The following is a 25,124-nucleotide window of genomic DNA, read 5'->3' as shown; positions in this document are numbered from 1 at the left end:
TGACAGTGGCCCGGCGACGCGCGCCGCCGGCCGTCATGCGATGGGCAGCGCCATCCCGAGGCTCGGAGCGACGTCCTCGAAACCGAGTGACCGGTAGAGCCGCTGCCCGGGCGGGTCTCCGACGAGGGTGACGTACGCACCCTCGGGCGCTCGCGAGCGGATGTCGTCGACGAGCCACTCCACCACCGCACGCCCGATCCCGTGCCGCTGGTGCTCCGGGTCGGTGGCGATGTCGGCGATGTGGAAGTACCAGCCGCCGTCGCCGATCGCCCGGCCCATCGCGACGACGTTCCCCTCGGGGTCGACGACGTGGCAGGCCGTCCAGCTCCCGGTGATCGCCCCGGCTCCCTGCTCGGGCGTCTTGGGCGTCAACCCGGAGTCGCGGCGCAGCCGCAGGTAGTCGGCGAGGGGTGGCGGACCGGTGACGATGGTGTAGCTCGGATCCATGCGCCCAGTCTGGCCGAACCCGATCACACGAGCCGCGCCTCCCGGCCGACTCGGCGCGCGAGACCCGGCCCAGGCGAGCGTGCTCGCCCTGCCGGGCCCGAGAACGAACGGTCACCCAGCGCGGCACTCGTGCCGCCGCCACCCCGCCGCTGCTCAGACCGGGACGATGCAGGCGGGCGTGCCCACCGCGATGTGCGCCACCGGCGCACCGGGGAGGCCGTCCTCGCCGACGGGCAGCACGGCGATCGCGTCGGACATCTGGTTGGCGACGAGCATGTACCCCGGGACGCGGGCGAAGTGCCGCGGCCACGCCCCACCGGCCGGGGCCGAGCCGACGCGGGACAGTCCCCCGCCCGCGGCGTCGAGCACCACGACCTCGTCGCGCCCGCGGACGGCGACGTACACGCGCCCGAAGTCGTCGACCTCGATGTGGCTGAGGAGCGACTCCCCGACGGCACCGTCGAAGGTCGGTTCGGACGCGACGACCGTGAAGGAGCCGGAGTCGTCACGGCGGAGGCGGTGGACCCGGCCGTCGAGCTCGCCGGCGACGATGAGGTCGCCCTCGTACCAGGCCATGTGCCGCGGGCCGGTGCCGGGAGCGACGTGGTGGACCCGGACCCGCTCGACGGTGGGCTCGCCCGTCACACGGAACTCGTGCAGCGCATCGCCGCCGAGGTCGGCCACCAGGACCGTCCCGTCCGGGGTCGCGATCGACTGGTGGGCGTGCGGGCCCTCCTGCCGGTCCTCGACCGGGCCGGTGACGTCCGGGAGGACCTCGGTCACGACGGCGGCGTCCGGGACGCTGAGGCGGTCGGCCGTGCCGTGCGCGCCGACCACCCCGTCGCTGGCGAGCACCGAGGCCGCGTGCGACTCGGCGCGCTCGAGCGACACCGCGGTGACGGTGCCCGAGGTGTAGTTCGCCACGACCAGCGCGCCCGACGGGTCGACCCGGACGTGGCACGGGGCGTCGCCACCGGCGGTGGCGTCCCACAGGTGCTCCAGGCCGCCCCCGGTCCGGCGGAAGGCCGAGACGCTGCCCTCGGCGGTCTCGGACACGGCGTAGACGCGGTCGCCGGAGACGGCCAGGAAGGACGGGTCGTCCATCACGGCCACGGTCTGGGCCACGCCGTCGCGGACGAGCGAGATGCCCGTGGCGGTGCCGCCACCCGTCGCCGTGTAGGAGCCGACGAGCATGTCGGGCAGGTTCGGCAGCGCGCACCCGGACGCCTCCGGCAGGCCGCCGCTCACTCGCTGCCGCCCGCGATGCGCTCGTGGTGGTGGATGACCTCGGCGACGATGAAGTTCAGGAACTTCTCCGCGAAGGCCGGGTCGAGGTGCGACTCGGCCGCGAGGTCCCGGAGCCGAGCGACCTGGACCTGCTCGCGCGCGGGATCGGCCGCGGGCATGCCGGCGGCGGCCTTGAGGTAGCCGACGCGCTGCGTGTACTTGAAGCGCTCGGCGAGCATGTGGATCACGGCGGCGTCGATGTTGTCGATGCTCTGCCGGATGCTCTGCAGCTCGGCGACGGCGCCGTCGTCGGGGGCGGGCGTGCGGTCGTCGTCGCTCATGGCACGAGCCTACCGAGGACGCCGGACGGTCACGCGACGATGACGGCCGGTCACGCGACCACGACGGCCGGTCACGGGGCGACGACGGCCGGTCATGCCGCGCGGTCACGCCTGCGAGAATGGAGCCCATGACGGCTCTCCTCGTGATCTCGAGCGTGTGCGCGGTCCTCGCTGGACTCGTGCACGTGTACATCTTCTTCCTCGAGTCGATCGCCTGGACGAGCCCCCGCGTCCGCCGCATCTTCAGCGTCGAGACCGAGTCGGACGCGCTCGCGACACGGTCGATGGCGTTCAACCAGGGCTTCTACAACCTCTTCCTCGCGATCGGCGCGATCCTCGGCGTCGTCCTGGTCGCGGCGGGCAACGGCGGGGTCGGCTGGCCGATCACGGTCTTCGCGACGGCGTCGATGCTCGGTGCAGCCGTGGTGCTGCTCGGGTCCGGTCGTCGCTACCTCCGCGCTGCGCTGGCGCAGGGCACGCTGCCGTTCCTCGCGCTGCTGGCCGCGCTGCTCGGCTCCACCTTCGGCGCCTGACGCGCACTGCGCTCCCGCTGACTACCGGCGGGGGTGCCTGCGCGTTCTTTCCCACTGCGCCAGCCATGGGAAGTGCAAACGCGCGGAGCTGGTCGGAACGAACGACCTGCCACGCGCGGATCGACCTGCCACGCGCGGAACGACCTGCCACGCCGGTTCGACGTGCCACGCCGGCTGCGCGTGCGACCGCCCGCCACCCACACGACGACGCCCCCGCCGGCGGTCCGGCGGGGGCGTCGTGCGCACTGCCCGGTGTCAGCCGAGCTTCGAGGCGAACTGCGAGGGAAGCCGGTCGAGCGCCCACTCGATCGCGGCCGTGGTGCCGATCGAGAACGCGTTCGACACGTCCTTGTCGTCGAACACGATGTCGTGCCCGGCCTCGACCGACGGCACCTTCTGGAACAGCTTGTTCGACGACGCCTGCGACGCGTCGACGAAGATCGGCAGAATGAGCGTCAGGTCGGCGTCGAGCAGGTCGAGGTTCTCGTCGGAGAGGCTCACCGAGAACTGCTTGCCGGCCTGCTGGTCGATGGCCTTCGGGATGGTGAAGCCGAGGTTCTCCATGAACTGCGACCGGCTGTCCGACGAGGCGTACGCCCCGAAGCCCTCGGACGAGTACGAGCCGACGACAGCGGTCTTCCCCGCGAACTCGGGGTGCGCCTTGCGGGCCGCGGCGTAGGCGTCGTCGAGGCCGGACAGGAGCTTCTTGCCCTCGGACTCCTTGCCGAGTGCCTTCGCGATCATGTCGACCTGCTGCTTCGTCGTCGCGAGGTAGTTCGCGCCGCCCTTCGGCACCGCGACGGTCGGGGCGATCGCGGAGAGCTTCGCGTAGCGGTCGGCGTCGCCGGAGCTCTTGACGTCGAGGATGACGTCCGGCTTGAGCTTGATGATGTCCTCGTAGCTCGGCTCGAGCGTCTGGATGATCTTGGGCGACTTCGTGTAGGCGCCCTTGAGCCACGGGCCGACCCCGTCGCCGCCGAACCCGAGCCAGTCGCTCGCGCCGACGGGCTGCACACCGAGCTCGAGCGCGGTCTCGGCGTCGCCCCAGCCCAGTGCGACGACGCGCTTGGGGGCACTCGTGATCTCGGTCGTACCGAGCGCGGTCGTGATCGAGACGGGGAACTGGCCGTCCGATCCGGCGGAGGACGACGCGTCGTCGGTGGACGTTCCGGAGCCGGAGGCGCAACCGGCGAGGACGAGGGATGCTGCGACGACGGCGCCCGCGGTTGCGAGCACACGTCGGAGTCGGGAGGAGGAGCGGGTCACGTAGGTAAGGCTACCCTAAGACTTCTGCCGCGGTCGCCTCGGTACGCTGACCGGGTGCAGTACTCCGATCCGGCCCGCTCCCACCTCGCGGTGCTCGGCTCCCCCATCGCGCACTCGCTCTCGCCCACCCTGCACGCTGCGGCCTACGACGTCCTCGGGGTGCCGTTCACGTACGGGAGGCACGAGGTCGCGTCCGGCGGGCTCGACGCGTTCGTCGCGGGCCTGGGTCCGGAATGGCGTGGCTTGAGCCTCACCATGCCGCTCAAGCGCGAGGTGCTGCCGCTGCTGGACAGCACGACCCCGCTCGTCGACGAACTCGGGGTCGCCAACACGATCCTCTTCCGCACGGTCGGGGACCGCGTCGAGCGCCTCGGAGCGAACACCGACGTGGAGGGGCTGGTCCGGCCGGTCGAGGCACTCGGTCAGCTGCCCGGTGAGGCCACGGTCCTCGGCGGCGGGGCGACGGCGGCGAGCGCCGTGACCGCGGCCGTCCGACTCGGGGCGGTCCTCGTGCGGGTGTTCCTGCGCGATCGGGCCAAGTCGCGGCGGCTCGTCGATCTCGCCGTCCGACTCGGGGTGTCCCTCGAGGTGCACGCGCTGACCGACCTCCCGGGGACGCACCACGGCTTCGTCCTGTCGACCCTGCCGGGTGGCGCAGCCGACCAGCTCGACCTCGTGCCGTCGGACCCGGACGCGGTGCTCTTCGACGTGGCGTACGAGCCGTGGCCGACGGTTGCCGCCAGCCGCTGGTCGGAGGCGGGCGGCCGGGTGCTGAACGGCCTCGACATGTTGACCGAGCAGGCCATCGGGCAGATACGGTTCTTCCTGTCGGGAGACCAGGACCAGCTGCTCCCCGACGAGGCTGCGGTGCGTCGGGCGATGCGGTCCGCGGTCGGCCTGTAGCCGTCGATCAGCCAGCGCTGACGACACCGTCGACGTACAGCCACCGGCCGTCCTCGCGGACGAAGTCGCTCGTCTCCTCGAGCACGCCGCGTTCGCCGGCCGAGCGCCAGAACGCGCGGAAGGCGACGGTGCCCGAGGTGTCGAACGGCCCGCCAGCGCGGGTGGCCACGATGTCGAGCCGGGTCCAGCGCTGGGTGTCGTCGAGGTCGAGGGACGCCGGTCGGGTGCTCGGGTGCCAGGTCGCGAGCAGGTACTCCGGCAGGCCGAGCGCGAACGCGGTGAACCGGGAGCGCATGAGCCGTTCGGCGGTCGGGGCGGGAGCGCCGGCGTGCAGGGGTCCGCAGCACTCGCCGTAGGGGTTGCCGCTCAAGCACGGGCAGCGGTCGGTGTCGGCGATCACCGGACGACGGTAGCGCGTGTAGGCAGGAGGCGTGTTCCGTCTGGGCTGGCAGGTGTTCCGTGCGCGGCTGCCCGAGCTCGTCTCCGACCGGGATCGGCGGCGGCTCGTGGTGGTGGCGTCGATCGTCGCGCCGGTGGTGTTCGTCGGACTGCTCGTCGTCGCGGCGCTGACCGACGGGATCACGGTGGTCGGGGTGGTCGAGGCGCTGCTGTTCGGGGTCGCGGCCGGCGGGTTCGCGATGGTGTTCTGCCGGATCGGGCCGAAGGGGTGGGCGATCCCGCCCCTACCGACGATCGGCTGGCGGACGCAGGAGGCGATCGCGCGCTACTACCGTCGCACCCCTCCAGCGGTCGCACCGGAGCACCGTGACGTCGTGCTGCGCGAGATCGAGGTGAGCCGGGACCTCGTCGTCCGGTCGACGCTGCAGAGCTCGTTCCTGCTGGGGTCGTGGGTCTTCGGCCTGCTCGGTGGGGTGCTGGTCGCTGTGACGGAGTCCGTCACCCATGGACCGGTGTTCCTGTACGCGCCGATCTGGCCGCTGGTCGCCGGCGGGTACGGCGTCGTCGGGCTCCGGACGCTCGGGCGACAGGAGCAGCTCCGCGTCGAGGCGTCGGCGCTCCCGCCGATCCCGCCCGCGCCGCCGAAGCGTGGCCGACCCGGGGGCCCCAGCGGGAGCAAGCTCGCGCTCCCGGGTGAGTGAGGTCAGTCCGTCGTCGCGGGCTCCGGCAGCGCGCGCGCCGCGAGCCGTGCGCGCTCGGTCCGACCGAGGTCGGCGACGTACCCTTCCAGCGAGCACCCGTACAGCACCACCCAGAACACCGGGAGCCAGTACTCGAACCCCGCGGAGCGGAATCCGACCACGGCGAGCGCGAGTGCACCGAGGAGCGGGGCCGCTCGGCCGATCAGCCCGATGAGGCCGCGTCGGAGGAGCACCGCGTCGGCGAGCACGGCATCGCGGTCGGACGGGTCGACGGGGACCGCCCGCCAGCCGAAGTACCGCTTCGTGGCCGGCCGGGCGGCGAGCCGCCAGTCGACCCGGACCTGCCGTCCGTTGATCGTCGCGGCGGGGTCGGGCGGGCGGCGGGTCGGGACGCACCCGAGGACGAACAGCCCGAATCCGAGCGCGAGCAGTGCGATCGCGACCACGCTGCGGACCGGACCGGAGTGCGTCCAGCCGAGCCGTGCCTCCAGGCCGACCATCGCGACCACGCTCACGACGACGGCCGCCGCGGCGATGCCGACCGCGCGCCGGACCCGCGCGCGGTCGAAGACGTCGCCCGCGTGGCGACGGAGGACGGAGCAGCCGAGTCGGAACACGCCTCATGTTCTACCCGATGTCACCCGGTCCGCCCGGAGGGGTACAGGGCTCGTCGGTGTCCACATGGCGCGACGCGTAGGAACGAATGCATGCCCGCCACCGCGTTCTGCCTCCACGCCCTCGGCTCGAGTTCCGAGGAGTTCGCGCTGCTGCACGACCGGCTGGACGACACGCTCGACCTCGTCGGCATCGACCTGCCGGGCTTCGGGTCGAGCCCGGCGTCCTCCGGGACGACCGTCGAGGACATGGTCGAGCGGGTCGAGCGGGCCATCGGACGCAGCGGTGTGACGGAGTGGGCGCTCATCGGGCACTCGATGGGCGGGAAGATCGCGGCCGTGGTCGCCGACCGGACGGTGTCCGGCGCGAACGGGTTGTTCGGCCTCCGTGGCGTCGTCCTGCTGGCCGCGTCACCGCGCTCCCCCGAACCGATGGGCGAGGACCGCCGACAGTCCATGCTCGACTGGGCCGCCGCCGGGCACATCAGCACCGACCACGCGGGTGAGTTCGTGGACGCGAACACCGCCGCGACCCTGCGGTCGGACCGGCTGCGGTCCGCCGTGTACGACGTCGAGCGCACCGATCCCGAGGCATGGCGTGCCTGGCTCGAACGGGGCAGCCGCGAGGACTGGTCCGACGACACCACGAACCCCGTCCCTGCACTCGTGCTCGCGGGCGCCGACGACGGCGACCTCGGACCGTCGGCGCAGCAGGAGCTCGTCCTGCCGCACTGGTCGAACGGCGCCTTCGCGGTCGTGCCCGGTGCGGCGCACCTGCTGCCCTGGGAACAGCCCGACGACGTCGCCGACCGCATCCGCGTCTTCTGGGCACGGCACGCCGCCAACGGCCCGGTGGTGCCGGAGGAGCACGCCCGCGTGATCGCCTCGCCGCGGGTGAGCGCGGCCACGCGTGGCGCGCTGGCGGTCCGGGCGCTCGCCGACGACCCCGACGCGGAGCCGCGCGTGCTCTCCGCCGCGCAGCTCGACACCCTCCGCGCCGTCGCGGCGGTCGTCGTGCCGCAGTCCGGTGACCGGACCGTCGACGTCGCGCTCCGGGTGGACGCGCAGTTGGCGGAGGGCGCCGGCGACGGCTGGCGACCGGACGGACTGCCGACGGACCCCGAGGCGTACCGGGCGGCGCTCGACGAGCTCGGCGGGGCGGTCTCGCGTGGCGGCGCCGACGGCGACGACGCCGCCGACGTGCTCGCTGCCACCCTCGCTGCGATCGAGGACGGTTCGTACCAGCCGGCCGGCCCGTTGACCGTCGCACAGCTGTCCGCCTGGGCAGAGGACGCGGCGGTGGACCTCGCGAAGCAGTGGCTCGCCCACCCGGCGACGATGGCGGCGATCGACTACGACGGCTACGCGAACGGCGGTGACGGCGTGCGGAAGCAAGGGTTCCAGCTGCTCGGCGCGGGCCAGCGCGAGGGTTGGGAGCCGGGGGCGCCGTCTCCCGTTCCCCCGAGGGACACGACGGAAGCAGAGGCGACGCGATGAGACTCGACGGACAGCGGCACTGGGACGAGGACGAGGTCGTCGACGTGGTCGTCGTCGGCACCGGCGCGGGCGGCGCCCCGCTCACCGCGGCACTGGCGCGACGCGGGCTCTCCGTCGTCGCGCTCGAGGCCGGCAGGAACACCGAGCCCGGCGACCACATCCCCGACAAGGTGCTCGCTCCCGCGGACGTCAACTGGATGGACGAGCGGATCAGCGGCGGCGACGCCCCGACCGCGTTCGGCCCGAACAACAGCGGCACCGGGGTCGGCGGGTCGACGCTGCACTGGGGTGCGTTCACCCCGCGGCCGAGCAAGCACGACCTGCAGCTCCGGACCGAGTCCGGGCTCGGCGAGGACTGGCCGATCGACCACGACGAGCTGACCGGCTACATCGAGCAGGTCGAGCACGGCGTGGGCGTCGCCGGACCCGAGCACTACCCGTGGGACCCGTCCCGGCGCTACCGCATGCGCCCGCCGACGCGGAACGCGTCCTCGGACATGATGATGCGCGGCACGGCGGCGCTCGGCATCACCGCCACCGACGCGCCGGTCGGGCTCACCACGGAGGACCGGCACCAGGAGCACCACGGCCTCCGCCAGGCCTGTGTCTCGTGCGGCTCCTGCCACCAGGGCTGCCGGAACGGGTCGAAGGTGTCGATGGACACCACGTACCTGCCCGCAGCGGTGGCCTTCGGCGCCGAGATCCGGCCGGAGGCGTTCGTGCACGGCATCGAGCTGGACGCACTCGGTCGGGTCGAGGCGGTCGTGTACCACCAGGGCGGCCGGGACCACCGGCAGCGGTGCCGCTCCCTGGTCCTCGCGGCGGGAGGGGTCGAGACCCCGCGACTCCTGCTGCACACCGGGCTCGCGAACTCCAGCGGTCAGGTCGGCCGGAACTTCACCGCGCACGGGGCGACGCAGGTGTGGGCGACGTTCGACGAGTCGATGCGGTCCTACCGCGGGTACCCGTCGTCGATCATCACCGAGGACTTCGTGCGGCCGGACGACGCCGACTTCGCGGGCGGGTACCTCATCCAGAGCCTCGGCGTGCAGCCGTTGACGTTCGCGACGACGCTCGTCCGGGGTGGCGGGCTCCGGGGGAAGGCGCTCGTCGAGGCCATGCGGGACTACCCGCGGATGGCCGGGGTGGGCATCAACGCCGAGTGCCTGCCGTACGACGGGAACCGCCTCGAGCTGACCGACGAGCTCGACGCCCACGGGGTGCCTCGGGCGCGGGTCACGTTCAGCCCCGGCGAGAACGAGGACGCGATCGAGCGGCACGCCGTGCAGACCATGACGGCGATCGTCGAGGCAGCCGGGGGCCGTGACGTCCGCGTGCTCGAGCGGACCGCGCACACGATCGGCACCGCACGGATGGGGACCGACGCATCGTCGTCCGTCGTGGACCGGGACGGCCGGTCGTGGGACGTGCCGAACCTCTGGGTCTGCGACAACTCGGTGTTCCCGAGTGCTGTGATCGCGAACCCGGCGCTGACGATCATGGCACTGTCGTTGCGGACGGCCGACCGGATGCTCGCGGGGGCGCCGGACGGCGGCGGCGTGCGGGAGACGGTGGGCGCGCGGGGCTGACCCCCGGCGCGGGCGCGCGCGGACGCCTGTCGGCGGTCACGGGCAGACTGGCGACATGTGTGGAAGGTTCGTCGTCTCCGACACCACCGCCGACCTGCTGCCGGAACTCGTCGGTGAACTCGCCGCGCGCACCGAGCACGTCGACGAGGACACCGGTGAGGTCCGCCCCGGCCTCGCTCCGAGCTGGAACGTCGCCCCGACCGACCCCGTGTACGCCGTCCGGCAGCGGCACGGGCTGCGCGAGCTCCCCCGGATCAGTTGGGGCTTCGTCCCGAGCTGGGCGAAGGACTTCCAGAAGCAACGTCCGAAGCCGATCAACGCCCGCATCGAGACGGTCGCCACGAGCGGCATGTTCAAGCGGGCGTTCGCGACGAACCGGTGCATCGTGCCCGCGCTGGGCTACTACGAGTGGGTGGTGCGCGACGACGGCAAGGAACCGCACTTCGTCCACGAACCCGGTGGCGCCCTCGCCATGGCGGGCGTCGTGAGCGCCTGGCCCGACCCGACCAAGCCCGAGGACGACCCGGACAAGTGGCGACTCTCCCTCGCGATCATCACGCGGGACGCCCACGTCGCCCCGGGCGAGGTGCACGACCGGATGCCGGCGTTCCTCACACCCGACGGCTACGACGACTGGCTCGACGGCGGCCTCGGGACGGACGACCTGCTCGCGCTGCTCGACCACGAGTCGCTCGCGGTCGCCGCGGGGCTCGAGCAGTACGAGGTCTCGCGTGCGGTGAACAGCGTCCGGAACCAGGGACCGCAGTTGATCGAGCCGGTTGCCTGACCCTTCCCGGAAACGACGAAGACCCGGCCGGCGGCGGGGTCTCGAAGGGGCTGGTCTCGTTCAATCGAGCGTGCGACGGACGTCGGGGAGCAGCGCGTGGAGGCGCTCGGCCAGACGGTCCTGGGCTTCATCGAGCGACCGGTAGTCCCCGACGTACTGGCCGAAGGTGTCGGACACGAAGAAGTGCGCGCCCTGCTGGTCGACCACACCGCCGTAGTACCCGCCGTAGTTGGCTGCCCAGAGTCCGGCGTCGGCTTCGGACCACACCACGTGTGCTCGGGCCGGTGCCGCGGGCGAGACGATGCCGTCGCCGATCTCCGTGATGAGCTCGATGGTCGCCGTGTCGACGTCCACCTCGGTGTGCTGGCCGGACGCGACGGGGGTGTTCATGGTGGTGCTCCTGGTGCTGGTGGCGCTGTGCGCCGTGGTGCTCTGCGGTGTGGTGGTGTCGGTTCCCCCGTCGGACGACGGGCGCGGATGGTCGCCTGGCACTACGCGACGGGCCGGATGACGGCCGGGAGCATGACGTGCAGCTGGTCCGCGAGTCGGCCCTGGGCTTCTTCGAGCGATCCGAAGTCACCGACGACCATGCCGAAGGTGTCCGAGGCGACGTACCGGCCGTCACGCTTGTCGACCGAGCCACCGAAGTAACCGCCGTAGTTCGCGATCCACTCGTCGTCGTCCTCCTGCGTCCAGGTGAGCTTGGCGCGGGTCGCGCGGCCGTGGACGGCGGCGTCGGCCTCGAGGATCGCGATCGTGTCGACGGTGTCGGTGTCGAGGGTGACCTCGGCTCGCGTGTCGGTCTGGACAGTCGTGCTCATGGCGTGCTCCTTCGCGTTCCGGGGTACATCTGCTGACACCAGAACGCTACGAGACGGCGGGGGCGGCATGCCACCCAGGCCCGCGGATTCACGGGTTGTGTCAATGCTCCCCATCGCCGAGGCCCGGTTTTCCGGGGACGGGCGACAGCACTTCGGGGTACACGTCCCCCGTCGGGGTACTCGTTCCGTGGATGAACCACTGACCGGGGTACGCGCCCGCGAGACTCGGCGCCGCGCCCTCGAGACTCGTCAGTACCGCCATGAGCCTCGGGCTGAGCGACACGTCGCGCGCCCTCGAGCCCGAGATCGGTCGCTCGGCACGAGACTCGAGCAGCGCCGCGGCACGCGCGGCAACCGCGGCACGCGCGGCAACCGCGGCACGCGCGGCAACCGCGGCACGCGCGGCACGCGCGGCAACCGCGGCAACCGCGGCGCCCGCAACCGCGCTCAGCGCACGGCGCGCAAGGCGTCCGCGATCGTGGCCACGGCAGCGCCGATCTCGTCCGCGACCCGGGCGTGCGTCGCCTCAGAGCGGCGGTACGGGTCGTCGACGTCGTCGTCCGCGGGGTCGATCGGCGGCGCCACCGAACCCCGGAGCCGAGCGACCAGCTCGACGAGCGCAGCCCCGGTGGACACATCGGCGAGGTCGGCGGGCTCCAGTGCGTCGAGCACCCGCGCGAACTGAACGATCGTGAACGACCGCTTCGTCGACCGGGGAGCGAGGGAGACCACCGCAGCCCGGTGGGCACGCTCCGCGGTGAGCACGAGGTCGGCGTCTCCGGCGATCGCGGCCGTCAGGTACCGCGCCCGGTGTCCGTCCGGCGAACCCCCCAGCCGGCGGGACTGCACGGCAGCGGTCTCGTCCATCGGGGCGCCGTCCTGCGCGATCGTGCCCGCCGACTCGACCGTGAACGCGGGTGCGTCACGGCCGAGCCGGGCGGTGAGGACCTGTGCGCCGAGCGGGGACCGGCAGAGGTTGCCGCTGCAGACGAACAGGACGCGCATCGTCAGGACGCGGTCGGGGCGGAGTCGAGCAGGTCGTGCCGCACGACGATCGCGTCACGGCCGGGGCCGACGCCGATGGCGGAGATCCGGGCGCCTGACATCCGCTCGACGGCGAGCACGTAGTCCTGGGCTGCCTGCGGCAGGTCCTCGAACGACCGGGCGCCGGTGATGTCCTCGGTCCAGCCGGGGAACTCCTCGTAGATCGGCTTCGCGTGGTGGAAGTCGGACTGGTTGACGGGGACCTCGTCCACCCGCTGCCCGTCGACCTCGTACGCCACGCAGACCGGGATCGTCGACAGTCCGGTGAGGACGTCGAGCTTGGTGAGGACGAAGTCCGTCACACCGTTGATGCGCGCCGTGTACCGGGCGATCGGGGCGTCGTACCAGCCGCAGCGGCGCGGGCGACCGGTGGTGGTGCCGAACTCGAACCCGTTCGCTCGGAGGAACTCCCCCGACTCGTCGAACAGCTCGGTCGGGAACGGGCCGGCGCCGACCCGGGTGGTGTACGCCTTCACGATGCCGATGATGCGCTCCAGCTTCCCGGGGCCGATGCCGGATCCGGTCGCGGCTCCCCCGGCGGTCGCGGAGGACGACGTCACGAACGGGTAGGTACCGTGGTCGACGTCGAGCATGGTGGCCTGGCCGGCCTCGAACAGCACGGTGTCGCCGCGCTCGAGGGCACGGTGGATCTCCAGCGCGGTGTCGGCGACCATCGGGCGGAGCCGGTCGGCGAAGGAGAGCAGCGACTCGACGACCTCGTCCGCGTCGATGGCGCGACGGTTGAAGACCTTCACGAGCAGGTGGTTCTTCTGGTCGAGGGCTGCCTCGACCTTCTGCCGCAGGATGTTCTCGTCGAAGATGTCCTGGATGCGGATGCCGACGCGGTTGATCTTGTCGGCGTAGGTCGGTCCGATGCCGCGACCGGTGGTGCCGATCTGCCGCTTGCCGAGGAACCGCTCCGTCACCTTGTCGATGGTGCGGTGGTAGTGCGTGATGACGTGGGCGTTCGCGGACACGAGCAGCCGGGAGACGTCGACGCCGCGGGCCTTGAGCGCGTCGAGCTCCTGGAAGAGGACCTCGAGGTCGACGACCACGCCGTTGCCGATGATCGGCGTGACCCCGGGCGTGAGGATGCCCGACGGCAGGAGGTGCAGCGCGTACTTCTCGCCGCCGACGACGACCGTGTGCCCGGCGTTGTTGCCGCCGTTGAACTTGACGACGTAGTCGATGCGGGAGCCGAGGAGGTCGGTGGCCTTCCCCTTGCCCTCGTCGCCCCACTGGGCGCCGATGATGACTGCTGCGGGCATCTGGTTCTCCTCACGTTGGCGGAGGACCGCACGCGACCGGCTCGGTCGGTGGTCCACCCGAGTCTATCGGCTGGTCACCTCCACGCCACCGTCCGGACAGACGGACGGGAGGCACGGTGCCAGCTGGCACCGTGCCTCCCGTTCGTTGCCCGGTCGCGCCCGAATCGCGACCGCCTTCGCAGCGTCAGCTGCGGAAGAAGTCCGCGTACGCGGGATCCCCGACCGGCTGGCTGTGGCCCGGCTCGCGGAGCCGTTCCTCGACCATGGCCTGGATCACGTCGGGCGGGGTCAGACCGCGTCGACGCCACTCCGAGGGGTTCGCCCGGAGCTGCTTGATGTCGCTCTGCTGTCGCATGTGATCACCATTCCACGGAACAACTAGTTTGTCTAACTACCTGTCCCGTCAGCGCACTCCGGGCGGACCCGACCGGGCTACTTCTTCGTGACCTTCGCGGTCGGCTTCGAGGTCGAGGACCCGTCCACCCACCCCTTGGCCTTCGCGACCACCGTCACCGTGAGCTTCTTCCCCACGTCGGCCGAACCGGCCTTGTAGGTCGAGCCCGTGGCGTTCCGGACGGCCTTGCCGTCACGGGACCACTGGTACGAGTAGGTCACACCCGACGCGTTCCAGGTGCCGTGCTTCGCCGTCAGGGTCTTGCCGACCTTGGCGGTCCCGCTGATCGTCACCGCGCTGCCCTTCTTGAGCGACAGCTTCGGGACGACCTTCGTGGCGACGGTCTGCGCCTGGTCCCCGACCGCGTTGCCGAGGTGGAGGAGCAGGATCTTCGCGTCGGTGACGCCACCGGCACGCGTGACCTGGAGCGACCCCTTGTCGGCGAAGAGGGTGCCGCCCGTGCCCGACTGCGCGAAGGTGAGCGCGGGCTTGCCGAGGTCGAAGGTCACGGCCGGGGTCGCGTCGACCACGGAGGAGCCGGTGACGCCGGTCGCGTAGGCCGATTCGGTCTCCACGTGGTAGCTCACCGACTTCCCGGTGGCGCCGATCAGGCTGGCCGTCACCGGCAGGACCTTCACCGCGCTGTCGAACGTGTTGACGTCCTGGCCCGGCGCGCCGGCGTTGAGCGGGTAGGCGTCGACCACGGGGTCCTCGTCCTCGGCCGCGTGCAGGTCGACCGTCGTGACGAACGTCGCGTCGACCACCGAGGACTTCGCGTCGTAGACGAGGTAGTCGTCCGTGCCGTCACCGTCCACGTCGATGTACACCTCGACGTTGGTCACGGCGCCGGGGTTGGCGTCGGGGCCCTGGGTCTGCACGCCGAACGCGAGCACGTCAGACGCCTTGTCGTAGCTCGCACCGTACGAGCGGACGTCCGCCGCGCGGAGCGACTGCTCGGCCGACCCGGCCGGGAACGATTCGGCGGTGTCGGTGCCGCCGAGCACGAACGGTGCGACCACGGCGTGGTAGCCGGTGGTCAGACCGCCCTGGTCGACGGAACGACCGGTGAGCTTGACGTCCGCGGTGCGGGTCTTCGTGAAGGTCGCCGTGCCGCCCTTGACCGCACTGACCGGCTTCGGCGCGGCGTAGGTGCCGAGACGGAGCGGTTCGAGGGTCTTGTCGGTCGGCGTGAAGGTCACGAGGCCGGTGGCGGCGGCGACGAACTCACGCTGGTAGCCCTGCTGCACGGCCTCCTGGGTCGGGTCGATCACCCGGCGCAGCTGCGTCGGGTCGGCGACCTTCATCGTCAGCGTGAGCACGGCACGTCCACCGGCACGGACGGTGACGCGGGCCTGGTCCAGCGAGAACGCGACGCCCGGCTGGGCCACCCGCGACTGGTAGGCCACGTCGTACGTGTGCGCGACGGAGTCCTTGTTCGTGATGATCAGGGACCGCTTCTCGGAGGTGTTCTTGTTCGCCACCTCGACGACCCCGAACGAGGCCGTGACCAGCTTGCCGTTCTCAGCGCTCACCACGGTGGTGTCCGCGTTGACGGCCTGCAGCGCGTCGACGCGGCCGGTGCCCTGGCGGAGCTGGGTCGCGAACGTGTTGCCGTCCTTGACGTCGTGCGTCGCCGTGTTCATGAGCGCTGCCTTGACGTCGTCCGCGGCCCAGTTCGGGTGCGACTCGAACTTCAGCGCCGCGATGCCCGCGACGTCCGGCGTGGCCATCGAGGTGCCGCTCATCGACATGCGGCCGTCACCGGTGCCGTTGGCGGCGGAGATGACGTTGACGCCGGGGCCGGCGATGTCCGGCTTGACGATGTCGTCGAACGAACCGTGCACACCCCGGCTGGTGAACGACGCGAGCGTGTTCACGGCTTCGGGGTCGGTCGCGAGCTGGAAGCCCTTGAGCTCGTCCGCGAAGCGCACGTGCAGGGTCCCCGCCTTCGCCGCGGCCTGGAGGCCCGTGACGCTGTCCGCGGTCAGCTCGGCTCCCGGGATGGTCGCGTTCCCCGCGATGCCCGAGTCGAAGGTGTTGACCGTGCCGGCGAGGAGCACGCCGACGCCGCCAGCGGCGGCGACGTTGCCGAAGCGCACGCCGGAGCCGCACTCGAGCGCACCGTCGGTCCACTTCAGCCAGACGACCTTGCCCTTGATCGCCGCGGCATCGGCCCCGGTGAACGCGGTGCAGCCGTCGATGTTCGTGGTCGGGACGACGACGTCGCCCTCGACCGGCAGCGTGCCCTGGTAGTTCTGCGAGTACTGCGCGCGCCAGGTCTTCGCGACCGAGCTCGGCGCGGTGGCCTGGACGCCGTCGTACAGCGACTGGCCCGTGGCGCTCGCGGCGACGGTCAGCGCGCCCTCGGCGGTCCCCGGCGATCCCCCGATGTCGGTGAAGTCGTCGGCGTTGCCCGAGGCGATCACCGGCAGCACGCCGCGGTCGGTGAGGGCGTCGATCTTCGCGTTGTCGGGGTCGTCCGGCGCACCGTAGTCGGAGCCGAGCGAGAGGTTGAGGACGTTGATGTCCTTGCCCTGCGTGAGCGCCTGGCCGACCCAGTCGAGTGCGGCGCCGGTGAGGTCGGTCGAGCCGCCCCCGTCGCCGAACACCTTGAGGGCGTAGAGCCCCGCCTCGGGCGCAGTGCCCGGGCCGACCCACATGTCCTGGACCTGCTGGGCGGTGAGCTTGGTGTAGTCGCCGTCGAAGGTCTTCTTGTCGGCGGTGAGACCGTAGCCCGCGACGGTACCGGACACGTGCGTGCCGTGGTCGCCGCCCTTGCCGTCGATGGGGTTGTCGTCGGGGGCGGGCACCGGCTGGTAGTCGTCGCTCGACGGGTCCGCGTTGTAGGTGGGACCGGCGAAGTCGTAGCCGCCGAGGAACTTCTGCGGGTCGTACGAACCGGCGGCCGGCGCCGACGTCGAGGCGAGCGCGTCGGCGTACGCCTCGGCCGTGCCGGGACCGCCGAAGTCGGCCTGCGTGTAGTCGAGGCCCGTGTCGAGCACCGCGACGTTGACGCCCTTGCCGGTGTGCCCGGTCTGGGTCCAGGCGTTGAGGGCGCGGGTGTAGACGTCGCTCGCGGCGTTCTTCGGCGCGACGCCGTCGGCACCCGCCTTCGTCGTGCTCGGGTCGACACCGGAGGGCGCAGCGGACGCGTCGGCGTTGACCGTCGGCTCGACGACCTTCTTCGGCGTGAGCGGGATGATGCTCTCGACGTCGGAGCGCTTCGCGATCTGCTGGAGCGCGTCGACGTCGGCGACGACCGCCACGCCGGGGACGGTGTACTCGGTCGAGTAGAGCTCCGTCGACCGGGAGTCGGCCTTCTTGACGGCGGCGCGGACGGCTGCGGTGGTCGACCGGATCGACTGCACGCGCTGCTTCGCCTGCGTCGACGGGGACTTCGAGCGGGAGAGGTCCCCGCCCTTCGCCTGCGCGTCGACCTCGAGCGCGCCCTTCCCGGTCGTGCGCACGAACACACTGACCGTCTTGGTGGGCTTCGCGTCACGCAGCGGCTGCGCGAGCTTCAGCTCGGGGATGGAGACACCCGGGGTCGCTGCGACGGCGGTGCCGCCGACCGCGAGTCCCGCGCACGCCAGGGCCGCGGCGGCGATGCCGGCGGTCAGGACGCGTGCGAGTCGGCGTGGTGTCGGGTTCGGGTTCGGTGTTGCACGGTTCAAAGGGCGCACTCCTGGCTCTGTCCGTGGTCCTCGTGGAATTCCTGTGAAGCTATGCGGTTCCTCTCAGGCCGCCTAGTCCCCTCTTCGGAGGACCGCCCCTCGTCCGGGGGTACACGGGCACTAACTTGCACACATGTGTGCAGGTTAGTACGATGGGCGTCATGACCACGTCTGCAGCACCCGATCGTGCGCCCCGTCGGGACGCGACGGAGAACCGGGCTGCGCTCATCGAGGCCGCGAAGACCGAACTGCAGCGCGACCCCGACGTGTCGCTCGAGACGATCGCGGCCGCCGCCGGTCTGTCGCGCCGTGCGGTCTACGGACACTTCTCCTCCCGTGACGACCTCGTGCGCGAGGTCGTCACCACCGGCGCGGCCCGGATCGCCGCTGCGATGCCGACGGCCGCCGACCTCGTCGACGTGCCGCCCGCCGCCCGCATCGCCGCGATCGCCGTGGCGCTGTGGGCCGAGGTCTCGCACGTCCGCTCGATGGCGGCCGTCGCCGTGCGGGAACCCTTCATCCAGTCGGTCGCGGCCGAGTTCGCCCCTGTCCGGGCCCGCGTCCGCGAGGCCTGTGCGCTCGGCATCGCCGACGGGGTCATGCGCGACGACGTCTCCCCGGACGCGCTCGGCCGACTCGTCGAGGACGCCTGCATCGCCGTGCTCGACGAGGCGACCCGCTCCGGCAGCTCCGACGCCGAAGGCCGTCGCATGGTCGTCCTCTCGGCGCTCGGCGTGACCGGCATCGACTGGCGGACCGCCCTGCTCTCCGAACCCACCACGCCGACCACCACGCCCTCGACCACCGCCCAGGAGCCCGCCGCATGACGACCCTCGAACTCGACCACGTCGGCATCGGCGAGGAGCCCGGTGCAGCACTGCCCGTGGTGTCCGCCGTCGCCGGACCCGGCCGCCCGGGCATCGTCGCCGTCGAGACCGAGCAGGCGCCGGTGCTCGCGTCACTCGTCGCCGGCGGCCGCATGCGTCCCACCCGCGGCCGTGTGCTCGTCGACGGGCACGAGGACCCGGCTGCCGTGCGCCGCGCGTTCGCCCTCGTCGACACCCCCGGCGTCGCGGAGCCCTTCCCCGTGATGAGCTGCCGACGCATCGTGCGCGAGGAGCTGGCCTACGCCGGACAGCGCCCCTCGCGGGAGCACGTCGACACCGTGATCGAGTCGCTCGGGATGACCCAGTACGCCGACACGCACGTCCAGCGCGTCCCGACCGAGGTCCGCATCCGCCTGCTCGTCGAGCTCGCCCTCCTCCGCGACGGCGTCACCGGACTCGTGGTCACGTCGCCCGAGCGGCACGGCGGCGCCGTCGAGGACTGGTTCGCCGTCGTGCGCGACGTCGCCCTCCGCGGCGTCACCGTCCTCCTCGTGACGTCGAAGGCCGCCGCGCAGACCGCCGCGACGCTCCTCGACACCATCCCGACGCCGGGAGCGGCGCCGGTTCCCTCCCCGCACCAGACCGACGGCCCCGACGACGCGACCGCCACCGACGGAGACGACCCGCGCCTCCAGGAAGCGTCCTGACGTGACCACCACCTCGCTCGTCCGCGCGGAGCTCGCGCGCCTCACCGCCACGCCCCTCGCCCGTCTCGCGTTCATCGCGCTGATGTGCGTGCCGCTGCTCTACGGCGGCGCCTACCTGTGGGCGAACCGCGACCCCTACGCCAAGCTCGACCAGGTCCCCGCCGCGATCGTCGACCAGGACGCCGGGGCCACGCTCGACGGCGACCGCGTCGACTACGGCAAGGACGTCGCGAAGGAGGCGATCGACGGCGGCGACTTCAAGTGGACCGAGACCTCCGCGGCCGACGCCCGCTCGGGCGTGCGCAACGGCACGTACGACTTCGTCGTCACCATCCCGCACGACTTCTCGGCGGCGCTCGTCTCGGCGCAGTCGGACGACCCCCGCCGGGCGCAGCTCGTCATGACGACCGCCGACACGAACTCCTACCTGGCGTCGACCATCGCGGAGCAAGCGGGCAAGACCATGCGCACCGCCGTGGCCGAGCGGGTCGGCAAGCAGGCCGCCAAGACCCTGCTCGTCGGGCTCGCCGACGTGCGGGACAGCCTCGGCGACGCCGTCGACGGCGCCGGACAGCTCGCCTCCGGTGCCACGACCGCCAAGGACGGGGCCGACCGGCTCGCCGACGGCACGGGCAAGCTCTCGTCGGGCGCGGCGCAACTCGCCGCCGGCACCGCGGACCTGCCGTCGCAGACGCAGCAGCTGGACAGCGGCGCGCAGCAGGTCTCGGCGGGGGCGTCGAAGCTGGCCTCGGGTCTCGCGGGCGCGGAGCAGCAGACGGCATCGCTGCCGTCGCAGACCCAGCAGCTGAACACGGGCGCCCAGCAGGTCGCGTCCGGGCTGCAGACCCTGTCCGACTCGACCGACCCGGCGCTGAAGTCGCTCGAGGCACTCTCCCCCGACACCGTCAACGCGGCGATCACCGCGGCGGCGGCGAAGCAGGGCGTGGAGCTCTCGCCCGAGGCACAGGCGGTCATCAAGCAGACCGTCGAGCAGCAGCTGGCGGACTCCGGCAACCAGGAGCAGCTGGCGAAGGTCGAGCAGGCCCTGACCGGGATCGACCAGCTCCGCGACGGATCGGCCCAGGTCGCCGCCGGGACGCAGCGGCTCGCCGACGCGTCGCCGACCCTCGCGAACGGGATCGCCACCGCGGCGGACGGTGCGTCCACGCTGTCGGGTGGCGCCTCGCAGGTCGCCGCGGGCACGTCGAAGCTCGCGGCCGCCGCCCCGTCGCTGTCGAGCGGCGCATCCCAGCTCGCCTCCGGCGCGGCTTCGGCCGACGACGGCGCGAAGTCGCTCGCGTCCGGGCTCACGAAGCTCGAGAGCGGGTCGAGGGAGCTCGCGGACAAGCTCGACGACGGCCGCACGAAGATCCCGGCGTCGACCGCGTCGTCGCGGGAGGACCAGGCGTCGGTCATCTCCGACCCCGTGAAGGTCGGCGACGACAACGTGGCCTCCGCGGGGACCTACGGAGCCGGCCTCGCCCCGTTCTTCATCTCCCTCGCCGCCTGGATCGGCATGTACGCGCTGTTCCTCATCCTCAAGCCGATCTCGAAGCGGGCCATCACGGCCGTGCGGAAGCCCCTGCGGGTGGTGCTCGGCGGCTGGCTCACCCCCGTGCTCCTCGGGGTCGTGCAGATGGTGGCGCTGTTCCTCATCGTCCGGTTCGCCCTCGACCTCAACGTCGTGCAGGCCGGCCCGACCATCGGGATCATGGTGCTCGCCTCGGCGACCTTCGCGGCGATCATCATGGCGCTCAACGTGCTGCTCGGGTCGGTCGGGCAGTTCCTCGGCCTCGTGCTCATGCTCGTGCAGCTGGTCACCGCCGGCGGGACGTTCCCGTGGCAGACACTGCCCGGGCCGTTGGCTGCGCTGCACTTCGCGCTGCCGATGACGTACTCCGTCGACGCCATCCGGCAGACCATGTACGGCGGGTCCGCGGCCGCGGCGTGGTCCGACACGGGCGTGTTGCTCTGCTGGCTCCTCGGGGCCCTGCTCGTCTCGTACGTCGTGACCGCCCGGCAGACCCGGAGCCGCACGCTGCGGGACCTCCGCCCGAGCCTGATCGGCTAGCACCGGGCTGCGGGCCGCTGCCCTCGCACAACCAAAGGCACCGCGAACCACGCCAGCGCGTGGTTCGCGGTGCTCTTGGTTGTGTACCGGCAATCCGCGCCGCCGCACGCCCGCGCCCCGCACACCCACCCCCGCGTACCGTCGCGCGCATGGCGACGCTGCTCATCACCGGGGCGGCCGGACGCATCGGGACGGCCCTCCGCCCGAGGCTCACGGCCGCCGGACACGACCTCGTCCTGCTCGACACCCGCCAGCCGGACCCACCCGTCGGGGACCGCGAGCGCTTCGTCGAGGGCGACGTGAACGACCGCACCGCCCTCGCGGCAGCGCTCCCGGGGGTCGACACCGTCGTGCACCTGGCCGGGATCCCGACCGAGGACGAGTGGGACACCCTCGTCGCCGCGAACCTCACCGGCACGAAGAACCTGTTCGAGGCGGCGGCAGCGGCCCGGGTCCGACGTGTCGTCCAGGCGAGTTCGATCCACGCGGTCGGCCGGGTCCCCGAGGACGGTGCCGCCCCCGGGAGCGTCCCGGGCGACCGGCTCCCCCGCCCCGACCTGTACTACGGGTTCACGAAGGCGGCGATGGAGCTCCTCGGCAGTCTCTTCGCCGACCGGTACGACATGTCGGTCGTCTCGGCCCGCATCGGCGCCTTCGGCGAGCGCCCGAGCAGCCGGCGGGCCCTCCTGATGTGGAGCTCACCGGACGACCTGGCGCGGCTCGTGCAGGCGACCGTCGAGCTCCGGGAGCCGGGCCACCACGTCGTCTGGGCGGTCTCGCGGAACACCGGGTCCCCCGCCGACCTGTCCGCCGGCGAGGCGATCGGCTTCCACCCCGAGGACGACGCCTCTGTCGCGCTCGACGAGGACGAGCGCGCGGCCCTGCCGCGCGAGGACATCCGGTTCCTCGGTGGCGGCATGGCGGACCTGCCGCTCGGCCGGCGGTCGAACTGACCGCGACCGGCCACCGGGCCGGTCGGACGGGGCGGACCCGCACCGGGCCTCCCGGCCAATGTCCTGACAACAGCACCAAAGCGACCACCGCTAGGATCGACGAGGACACCAGGAGGTCGATGCCGATCATGGGCGACGGCAAGCCAGCCGGCGGCAAGCCGGCGACCATCTACGACGTCGCGGCCCGCGCCGGCGTCTCCAAGTCGCTCGTCTCGCTCGTCCTGCAGCGCTCCCCCCGGGTGAGCGACCAGCGTCGCTCGGCCGTGCTGCAGGCCATCCAGGAGCTCGACTACCGCCCGTCGACAGCAGCCGTCGCACTCGCGGGCACGCGTTCCCGAACGATCGGCGTGGTGCTCGACGACTTCCGGAACCAGTGGTTCGTCGACCTCCTCACCGGCCTCCGCGAGTCCCTGCAGGACCAGGGCCACCGGCTCGTCGTCGCCGACCGGTTCCTCAACACCGGGCTCGACGCCTCGCCGGTCGAGGGCTTCCTCTCGATGCGCGTCGAGGGCATCGTGATCGCCGGCGAGCCCGACACGGACCTGGCGGTGCCGGCGTCGATGCCGCTGGTCATCGCCGGCGGTCGGGTCGCGATCCCCCGCGCCGACACGGTCGCGAACGACGACCGCACCGGCGGTGCGATGGCCGCCGACCACCTGCTCGGCCTCGGCCACACCCGCATCGGCTTCGTCGGCGCGCGGTCCGCTGCCTCCGACGAGCGACGGACCGGCCTGGAGGCACGGGTCGCCTCAGCAGGGGCCGGCGCCTCCGTCGTCAGTGCGGTCCTCCCCGGTGAGCCCACCGAGGACGCCGGCGTGCGTGCCGTCGCGGTCCTGTTCGACGAGCACCCCGACGTCACGGCGGTCTTCGCCGCGAACGACGTGATGGCGCTCGGTGCACTGTCCGGCCTCGCCGAGCGGGGACTGCGGGTGCCCGAGGACGTGTCGGTCATCGGGTACGACGACACCCCCGTCGCGGCCACTCGCTACGTGGGCCTCACGAGCATCGACGACCGGAGCGTGGAGATCGGTCGGGGTGCGGGCGAGCGGTTGCTCGCTCGGATCGCGGCACCGGACGCGCCCGCGCAGGAGATCCTCGTCGAGCCACGCCTGGTCGCGCGGCGCACGACCGCACGGCGCTGACGCCGTCGCACACCGCGCTCGGCCTGCGGCGGGATCGCGGTTGCCGCTCCCGCCGCAACGGCGCCTCAGCGGTCTGCGGTCGTCTCCTCCTGGCGGGCCACCGCGACGTCGAGTCGCGGGTCGAGTGCCGGGTCCGGCGAGACCGTAGTGGTGCTGATGGGCGGATCCGGCTCGTGCGCGACCTCCGGCCGTGCCGCGCCCCCACTCGGCTTGAGGCGTTGCCGGATGACCCGCCACGGATGCCCGAGTCCGGTCTGCACGCCGCGCTCAGCGGGTCCTTCGACCTCGAGCCCGTAGTACTCGCCGACGCGTTCGAGCAGCAGGGCCCGCTCCGCGCGGTCGTACGCACGCCGTTCCCGGGTGAACGCGATGATGGTCGACCAGCACGTCAGCAGGAGCACGATGCTGAACGGCAGGGCCGTGGTGATCGCGGCCGTCTTGAGCGCGTTGAGGCCGCCGGTGAGCAGGAGCGCGACCGCCAGGAGCGCCGAGACCCCCGCGAAGAACACTCGGAGCCAGTTCTTCGGCTCGATGTCCCCACCGGACGCGATCATCGCCATCACGAGGGACCCGGAGTCGGACGAGGTGACGAAGAAGACACCGATGAGCAGGATCGCGCCGAAGGTCAGCACCGTCCCGGCGGGCAGGTCTGCGAGCAAGGTGAACAGCGAACCCTCGACGTCCACGGAGCCGTCGGTCCCGACGAGTCCGCCGCCGTTCAACTGCTGGTGGATCGCCGCTCCGCCGAGCACCGCGAACCAGAGCATCGTGAGCGCGGTCGGGACGAGGAGGACGCCGAACACGAACTGCCGCACGGTCCGGCCCTTGGAGATGCGGGCGATGAAGATCCCCACGAACGGCGCCCAGGACATCCACCAGCCCCAGTAGAACGTCGTCCAGGCCGCCTGCCAGGCCTCGCCTGCGGCACCCTGCTGCGCGCTCACGGTGAAGGAGAGACCGACGAGGTTCTGCAGGTACGCGCCGATCGACTGGACGAAGTCACGCAGCAGGTACTGCGTCGGGCCGACGATGAGGATGAAGAGCAGCAGCGCGGCAGCGAGGATCAGGTTGAAGTTCGACAGGATCTTCATGCCCTTCGTCACACCGGTGACGAGGGACACGATCGTGAGCGCCGTGATGACGGCGATGATCGCGATCTGGCTCACCGTGCTGCTCTCGGCGATGCCCGCGCTCTCGAGACCGGCGCCGATCTGGATGACGCCGAGGCCGAGCGAGGTCGCGACCCCGAACAGGGTCCCGATGAGGGCGATGACGTCGATGGTGTTGCCCCAGCCGCCCTTGACCCGCTTCCCGAGGAGTGGCTCCAGGGCCCAGCGGATCGAGACCGGGCGGCCGCGACGGTGGATCGCGTACGCCAGCGCCAGCCCGAGCACGACGTAGATCGCCCAGGCGTGGAGTCCCCAGTGCAGGAAGGTCTGGGTCATCGCCTGCTGCGCGAGCGAGGCCTCGTCGCCGGTGACCCCGGGTCGCGGGTCGGCGAAGTGGCTGAGCGGCTCCGAGACGCCGTAGAACACGAGTCCGATGCCCATGCCGGCTGCGAAGAGGAGCGCGAACCAGGAGCCGGTCGAGAACTCCGGCTCGTCCTGGTCCTTGCCGAGCTTGATGTCGCCGAACCTGCTGAACCCGACGAAGATCGAGAAGGCGACGAAGAACGCGGCGATGAGGACGTAGTACCAGCTGAAGTTCGCGACGATGCCGGCCTGCAGGGCGGTGAAGGCGCTCTCCGCGGTGGCCGGGGCGATGAGCGTCCAGGCCACGAAGCCGAGGACGATGACCGCAGCAGGCCAGAACACCCATCGCTTCAGTCGCGGGGTCGTGGTGACCGGTGCGCCGAGTTCGTCGCCGTCCGCGGTCGTCGGCGCAGGGGGGTGTGTCGTTGCCATGCCGTACAAGGTGCC

At 72.1% G+C, this 25,124-nt stretch carries 24 protein-coding genes; 11 read left to right on the top strand and 13 right to left on the bottom strand.

The window, feature by feature from the left end:
* Nucleotides 1–33: 33 nt before the first annotated feature.
* From ABC270_RS04315 to ABC270_RS04305, 3 genes are all read right to left on the bottom strand, one after another.
* Nucleotides 34–447, bottom strand: a complete 414-nt coding sequence (locus ABC270_RS04315; RefSeq protein ID WP_412879674.1) for a GNAT family N-acetyltransferase — start codon at nt 445–447, stop codon at nt 34–36.
* Nucleotides 448–600: 153 nt separating this feature from the next.
* Nucleotides 601–1,695, bottom strand: a complete 1,095-nt coding sequence (locus tag ABC270_RS04310; RefSeq protein ID WP_412879673.1) for a lactonase family protein — start codon at nt 1,693–1,695, stop codon at nt 601–603.
* Nucleotides 1,692–2,015, bottom strand: coding sequence for a chorismate mutase (locus ABC270_RS04305; protein WP_412879672.1), 324 nt, complete (start codon nt 2,013–2,015; stop codon nt 1,692–1,694). The genes ABC270_RS04310 and ABC270_RS04305 overlap by 4 nt, the downstream gene beginning before the upstream one ends.
* A gap of 128 nt (nt 2,016–2,143) precedes the next feature.
* On the opposite strand from ABC270_RS04305, the gene ABC270_RS04300 reads away from it, so the two are divergent.
* Nucleotides 2,144–2,548 carry a DUF1304 domain-containing protein gene (locus ABC270_RS04300; RefSeq protein ID WP_412879671.1) on the top strand — a complete coding sequence of 135 codons (405 nt, stop codon included), beginning with the start codon at nt 2,144–2,146 and terminating at the stop codon, nt 2,546–2,548.
* A gap of 255 nt (nt 2,549–2,803) precedes the next feature.
* Here the strand turns inward: ABC270_RS04300 and ABC270_RS04295 are convergent, their stop codons facing one another.
* Nucleotides 2,804–3,814 (bottom strand): iron-siderophore ABC transporter substrate-binding protein, encoded by a 1,011-nt coding sequence (locus tag ABC270_RS04295; RefSeq protein ID WP_412879670.1) that lies wholly within the window; start codon nt 3,812–3,814, stop codon nt 2,804–2,806.
* Between the two features lie 54 nt (nt 3,815–3,868).
* Between ABC270_RS04295 and ABC270_RS04290 the strand changes: the two genes are divergently transcribed.
* On the top strand, nt 3,869–4,717 hold the full coding sequence (locus tag ABC270_RS04290; RefSeq protein ID WP_412879669.1) for a shikimate dehydrogenase family protein: 849 nt from the start codon (nt 3,869–3,871) through the stop codon (nt 4,715–4,717).
* A 7-nt stretch (nt 4,718–4,724) separates the two neighbouring features.
* Here ABC270_RS04290 and ABC270_RS04285 read toward each other — a convergent pair whose 3' ends face one another.
* A complete protein-coding gene (locus tag ABC270_RS04285; protein ID WP_412882033.1) occupies nt 4,725–5,114 on the bottom strand; it encodes a YchJ family protein in 390 nt (129 codons plus the stop codon).
* A gap of 34 nt (nt 5,115–5,148) precedes the next feature.
* Between ABC270_RS04285 and ABC270_RS04280 the strand changes: the two genes are divergently transcribed.
* Complete coding sequence (locus tag ABC270_RS04280; RefSeq protein ID WP_412879668.1) at nt 5,149–5,817, top strand: hypothetical protein; 669 nt, start codon at nt 5,149–5,151, stop codon at nt 5,815–5,817.
* 2 nt (nt 5,818–5,819) lie between these two features.
* Here the strand turns inward: ABC270_RS04280 and ABC270_RS04275 are convergent, their stop codons facing one another.
* Nucleotides 5,820–6,434: a hypothetical protein gene (locus tag ABC270_RS04275; protein WP_412879667.1), complete on the bottom strand. Its 615-nt coding sequence runs from the start codon at nt 6,432–6,434 to the stop codon at nt 5,820–5,822.
* Nucleotides 6,435–6,524: 90 nt separating this feature from the next.
* Here ABC270_RS04275 and ABC270_RS04270 point away from each other — a divergent pair, with 90 nt between their 5' ends.
* From ABC270_RS04270 to ABC270_RS04260, 3 genes are read left to right on the top strand one after another with little or no spacing between them, the layout of a single operon-like run.
* Complete coding sequence (locus ABC270_RS04270) at nt 6,525–7,928, top strand: alpha/beta fold hydrolase (RefSeq protein ID WP_412879666.1); 1,404 nt, start codon at nt 6,525–6,527, stop codon at nt 7,926–7,928.
* Complete coding sequence (locus tag ABC270_RS04265; protein WP_412879665.1) at nt 7,925–9,517, top strand: GMC family oxidoreductase; 1,593 nt, start codon at nt 7,925–7,927, stop codon at nt 9,515–9,517. The genes ABC270_RS04270 and ABC270_RS04265 overlap by 4 nt, the downstream gene beginning before the upstream one ends.
* 55 nt (nt 9,518–9,572) lie before the next feature.
* A complete protein-coding gene (locus tag ABC270_RS04260) occupies nt 9,573–10,304 on the top strand; it encodes an SOS response-associated peptidase (protein WP_412879664.1) in 732 nt (243 codons plus the stop codon).
* A 60-nt stretch (nt 10,305–10,364) separates the two neighbouring features.
* On the opposite strand, the gene ABC270_RS04255 is transcribed toward ABC270_RS04260, so the two are convergent.
* The 6 genes from ABC270_RS04255 to ABC270_RS04230 form a co-directional block, all read right to left on the bottom strand.
* Nucleotides 10,365–10,694: a hypothetical protein gene (locus ABC270_RS04255; protein WP_412879663.1), complete on the bottom strand. Its 330-nt coding sequence runs from the start codon at nt 10,692–10,694 to the stop codon at nt 10,365–10,367.
* A 101-nt stretch (nt 10,695–10,795) separates the two neighbouring features.
* Nucleotides 10,796–11,125, bottom strand: a complete 330-nt coding sequence (locus ABC270_RS04250; protein ID WP_412879662.1) for a hypothetical protein — start codon at nt 11,123–11,125, stop codon at nt 10,796–10,798.
* A 447-nt stretch (nt 11,126–11,572) separates the two neighbouring features.
* Nucleotides 11,573–12,130, bottom strand: coding sequence for an arsenate reductase/protein-tyrosine-phosphatase family protein (locus tag ABC270_RS04245; RefSeq protein WP_412879661.1), 558 nt, complete (start codon nt 12,128–12,130; stop codon nt 11,573–11,575).
* Between the two features lie 2 nt (nt 12,131–12,132).
* Entirely contained in the window at nt 12,133–13,437 is a 1,305-nt protein-coding gene (locus tag ABC270_RS04240) for an adenylosuccinate synthase (RefSeq protein WP_412879660.1), read from the bottom strand.
* Between the two features lie 184 nt (nt 13,438–13,621).
* Nucleotides 13,622–13,792: a hypothetical protein gene (locus ABC270_RS04235; RefSeq protein WP_412879659.1), complete on the bottom strand. Its 171-nt coding sequence runs from the start codon at nt 13,790–13,792 to the stop codon at nt 13,622–13,624.
* Nucleotides 13,793–13,869: 77 nt separating this feature from the next.
* Nucleotides 13,870–17,505, bottom strand: a complete 3,636-nt coding sequence (locus tag ABC270_RS04230) for a S8 family peptidase (RefSeq protein ID WP_412879658.1) — start codon at nt 17,503–17,505, stop codon at nt 13,870–13,872.
* 161 nt (nt 17,506–17,666) lie between these two features.
* Here ABC270_RS04230 and ABC270_RS04225 point away from each other — a divergent pair, with 161 nt between their 5' ends.
* The 5 genes from ABC270_RS04225 to ABC270_RS04205 all read left to right on the top strand — a co-directional run bounded on the left by ABC270_RS04225 (nt 17,667) and on the right by ABC270_RS04205 (nt 23,205).
* On the top strand, nt 17,667–18,332 hold the full coding sequence (locus ABC270_RS04225) for a TetR/AcrR family transcriptional regulator (protein ID WP_412879657.1): 666 nt from the start codon (nt 17,667–17,669) through the stop codon (nt 18,330–18,332).
* On the top strand, nt 18,329–19,039 hold the full coding sequence (locus tag ABC270_RS04220; RefSeq protein ID WP_412879656.1) for a P-loop NTPase family protein: 711 nt from the start codon (nt 18,329–18,331) through the stop codon (nt 19,037–19,039). Before ABC270_RS04225 ends, ABC270_RS04220 begins: the two co-directional genes overlap by 4 nt.
* 1 nt (nt 19,040) lies before the next feature.
* Nucleotides 19,041–21,110: a YhgE/Pip family protein gene (locus ABC270_RS04215; RefSeq protein ID WP_412879655.1), complete on the top strand. Its 2,070-nt coding sequence runs from the start codon at nt 19,041–19,043 to the stop codon at nt 21,108–21,110.
* Nucleotides 21,111–21,259: 149 nt separating this feature from the next.
* On the top strand, nt 21,260–22,063 hold the full coding sequence (locus ABC270_RS04210) for an NAD-dependent epimerase/dehydratase family protein (protein ID WP_412879654.1): 804 nt from the start codon (nt 21,260–21,262) through the stop codon (nt 22,061–22,063).
* A gap of 119 nt (nt 22,064–22,182) precedes the next feature.
* Nucleotides 22,183–23,205: a LacI family DNA-binding transcriptional regulator gene (locus ABC270_RS04205; protein ID WP_412879653.1), complete on the top strand. Its 1,023-nt coding sequence runs from the start codon at nt 22,183–22,185 to the stop codon at nt 23,203–23,205.
* Between the two features lie 65 nt (nt 23,206–23,270).
* Here ABC270_RS04205 and ABC270_RS04200 read toward each other — a convergent pair whose 3' ends face one another.
* Nucleotides 23,271–25,109, bottom strand: coding sequence for a BCCT family transporter (locus tag ABC270_RS04200; protein ID WP_412879652.1), 1,839 nt, complete (start codon nt 25,107–25,109; stop codon nt 23,271–23,273).
* Between the last annotated feature and the right edge of the window lie 15 nt (nt 25,110–25,124).

Origin of the sequence: Curtobacterium phoenicis, assembly GCF_047238015.1 — a bacterium.
Taxonomy (GTDB): domain Bacteria; phylum Actinomycetota; class Actinomycetes; order Actinomycetales; family Microbacteriaceae; genus Curtobacterium.
The sequence above is the reverse complement of the archived record's forward strand: the minus strand, read 5'-3'. Positions and strand labels throughout refer to the sequence as shown.

Bases quoted from the DNA above. Each gene is read 5' to 3' on its own strand.
- ABC270_RS04315 (WP_412879674.1), bottom strand. From the start codon at position 447: ATGGATCCGAGCTACACCATCGTCACCGGTCCGCCACCCCTCGCCGAC.
- ABC270_RS04305 (WP_412879672.1), bottom strand. From the start codon at position 2,015: ATGAGCGACGACGACCGCACGCCCGCCCCCGACGACGGCGCCGTCGCC.
- ABC270_RS04300 (WP_412879671.1), top strand. From the start codon at position 2,144: ATGACGGCTCTCCTCGTGATCTCGAGCGTGTGCGCGGTCCTCGCTGGA.
- ABC270_RS04270 (WP_412879666.1), top strand. From the start codon at position 6,525: ATGCCCGCCACCGCGTTCTGCCTCCACGCCCTCGGCTCGAGTTCCGAG.
- ABC270_RS04265 (WP_412879665.1), top strand. From the start codon at position 7,925: ATGAGACTCGACGGACAGCGGCACTGGGACGAGGACGAGGTCGTCGAC.
- ABC270_RS04260 (WP_412879664.1), top strand. From the start codon at position 9,573: ATGTGTGGAAGGTTCGTCGTCTCCGACACCACCGCCGACCTGCTGCCG.
- ABC270_RS04255 (WP_412879663.1), bottom strand. From the start codon at position 10,694: ATGAACACCCCCGTCGCGTCCGGCCAGCACACCGAGGTGGACGTCGAC.
- ABC270_RS04250 (WP_412879662.1), bottom strand. From the start codon at position 11,125: ATGAGCACGACTGTCCAGACCGACACGCGAGCCGAGGTCACCCTCGAC.
- ABC270_RS04245 (WP_412879661.1), bottom strand. From the start codon at position 12,130: ATGCGCGTCCTGTTCGTCTGCAGCGGCAACCTCTGCCGGTCCCCGCTC.
- ABC270_RS04240 (WP_412879660.1), bottom strand. From the start codon at position 13,437: ATGCCCGCAGCAGTCATCATCGGCGCCCAGTGGGGCGACGAGGGCAAG.
- ABC270_RS04235 (WP_412879659.1), bottom strand. From the start codon at position 13,792: ATGCGACAGCAGAGCGACATCAAGCAGCTCCGGGCGAACCCCTCGGAG.
- ABC270_RS04225 (WP_412879657.1), top strand. From the start codon at position 17,667: ATGACCACGTCTGCAGCACCCGATCGTGCGCCCCGTCGGGACGCGACG.
- ABC270_RS04220 (WP_412879656.1), top strand. From the start codon at position 18,329: ATGACGACCCTCGAACTCGACCACGTCGGCATCGGCGAGGAGCCCGGT.
- ABC270_RS04210 (WP_412879654.1), top strand. From the start codon at position 21,260: ATGGCGACGCTGCTCATCACCGGGGCGGCCGGACGCATCGGGACGGCC.
- ABC270_RS04205 (WP_412879653.1), top strand. From the start codon at position 22,183: ATGCCGATCATGGGCGACGGCAAGCCAGCCGGCGGCAAGCCGGCGACC.
- ABC270_RS04200 (WP_412879652.1), bottom strand. From the start codon at position 25,109: ATGGCAACGACACACCCCCCTGCGCCGACGACCGCGGACGGCGACGAA.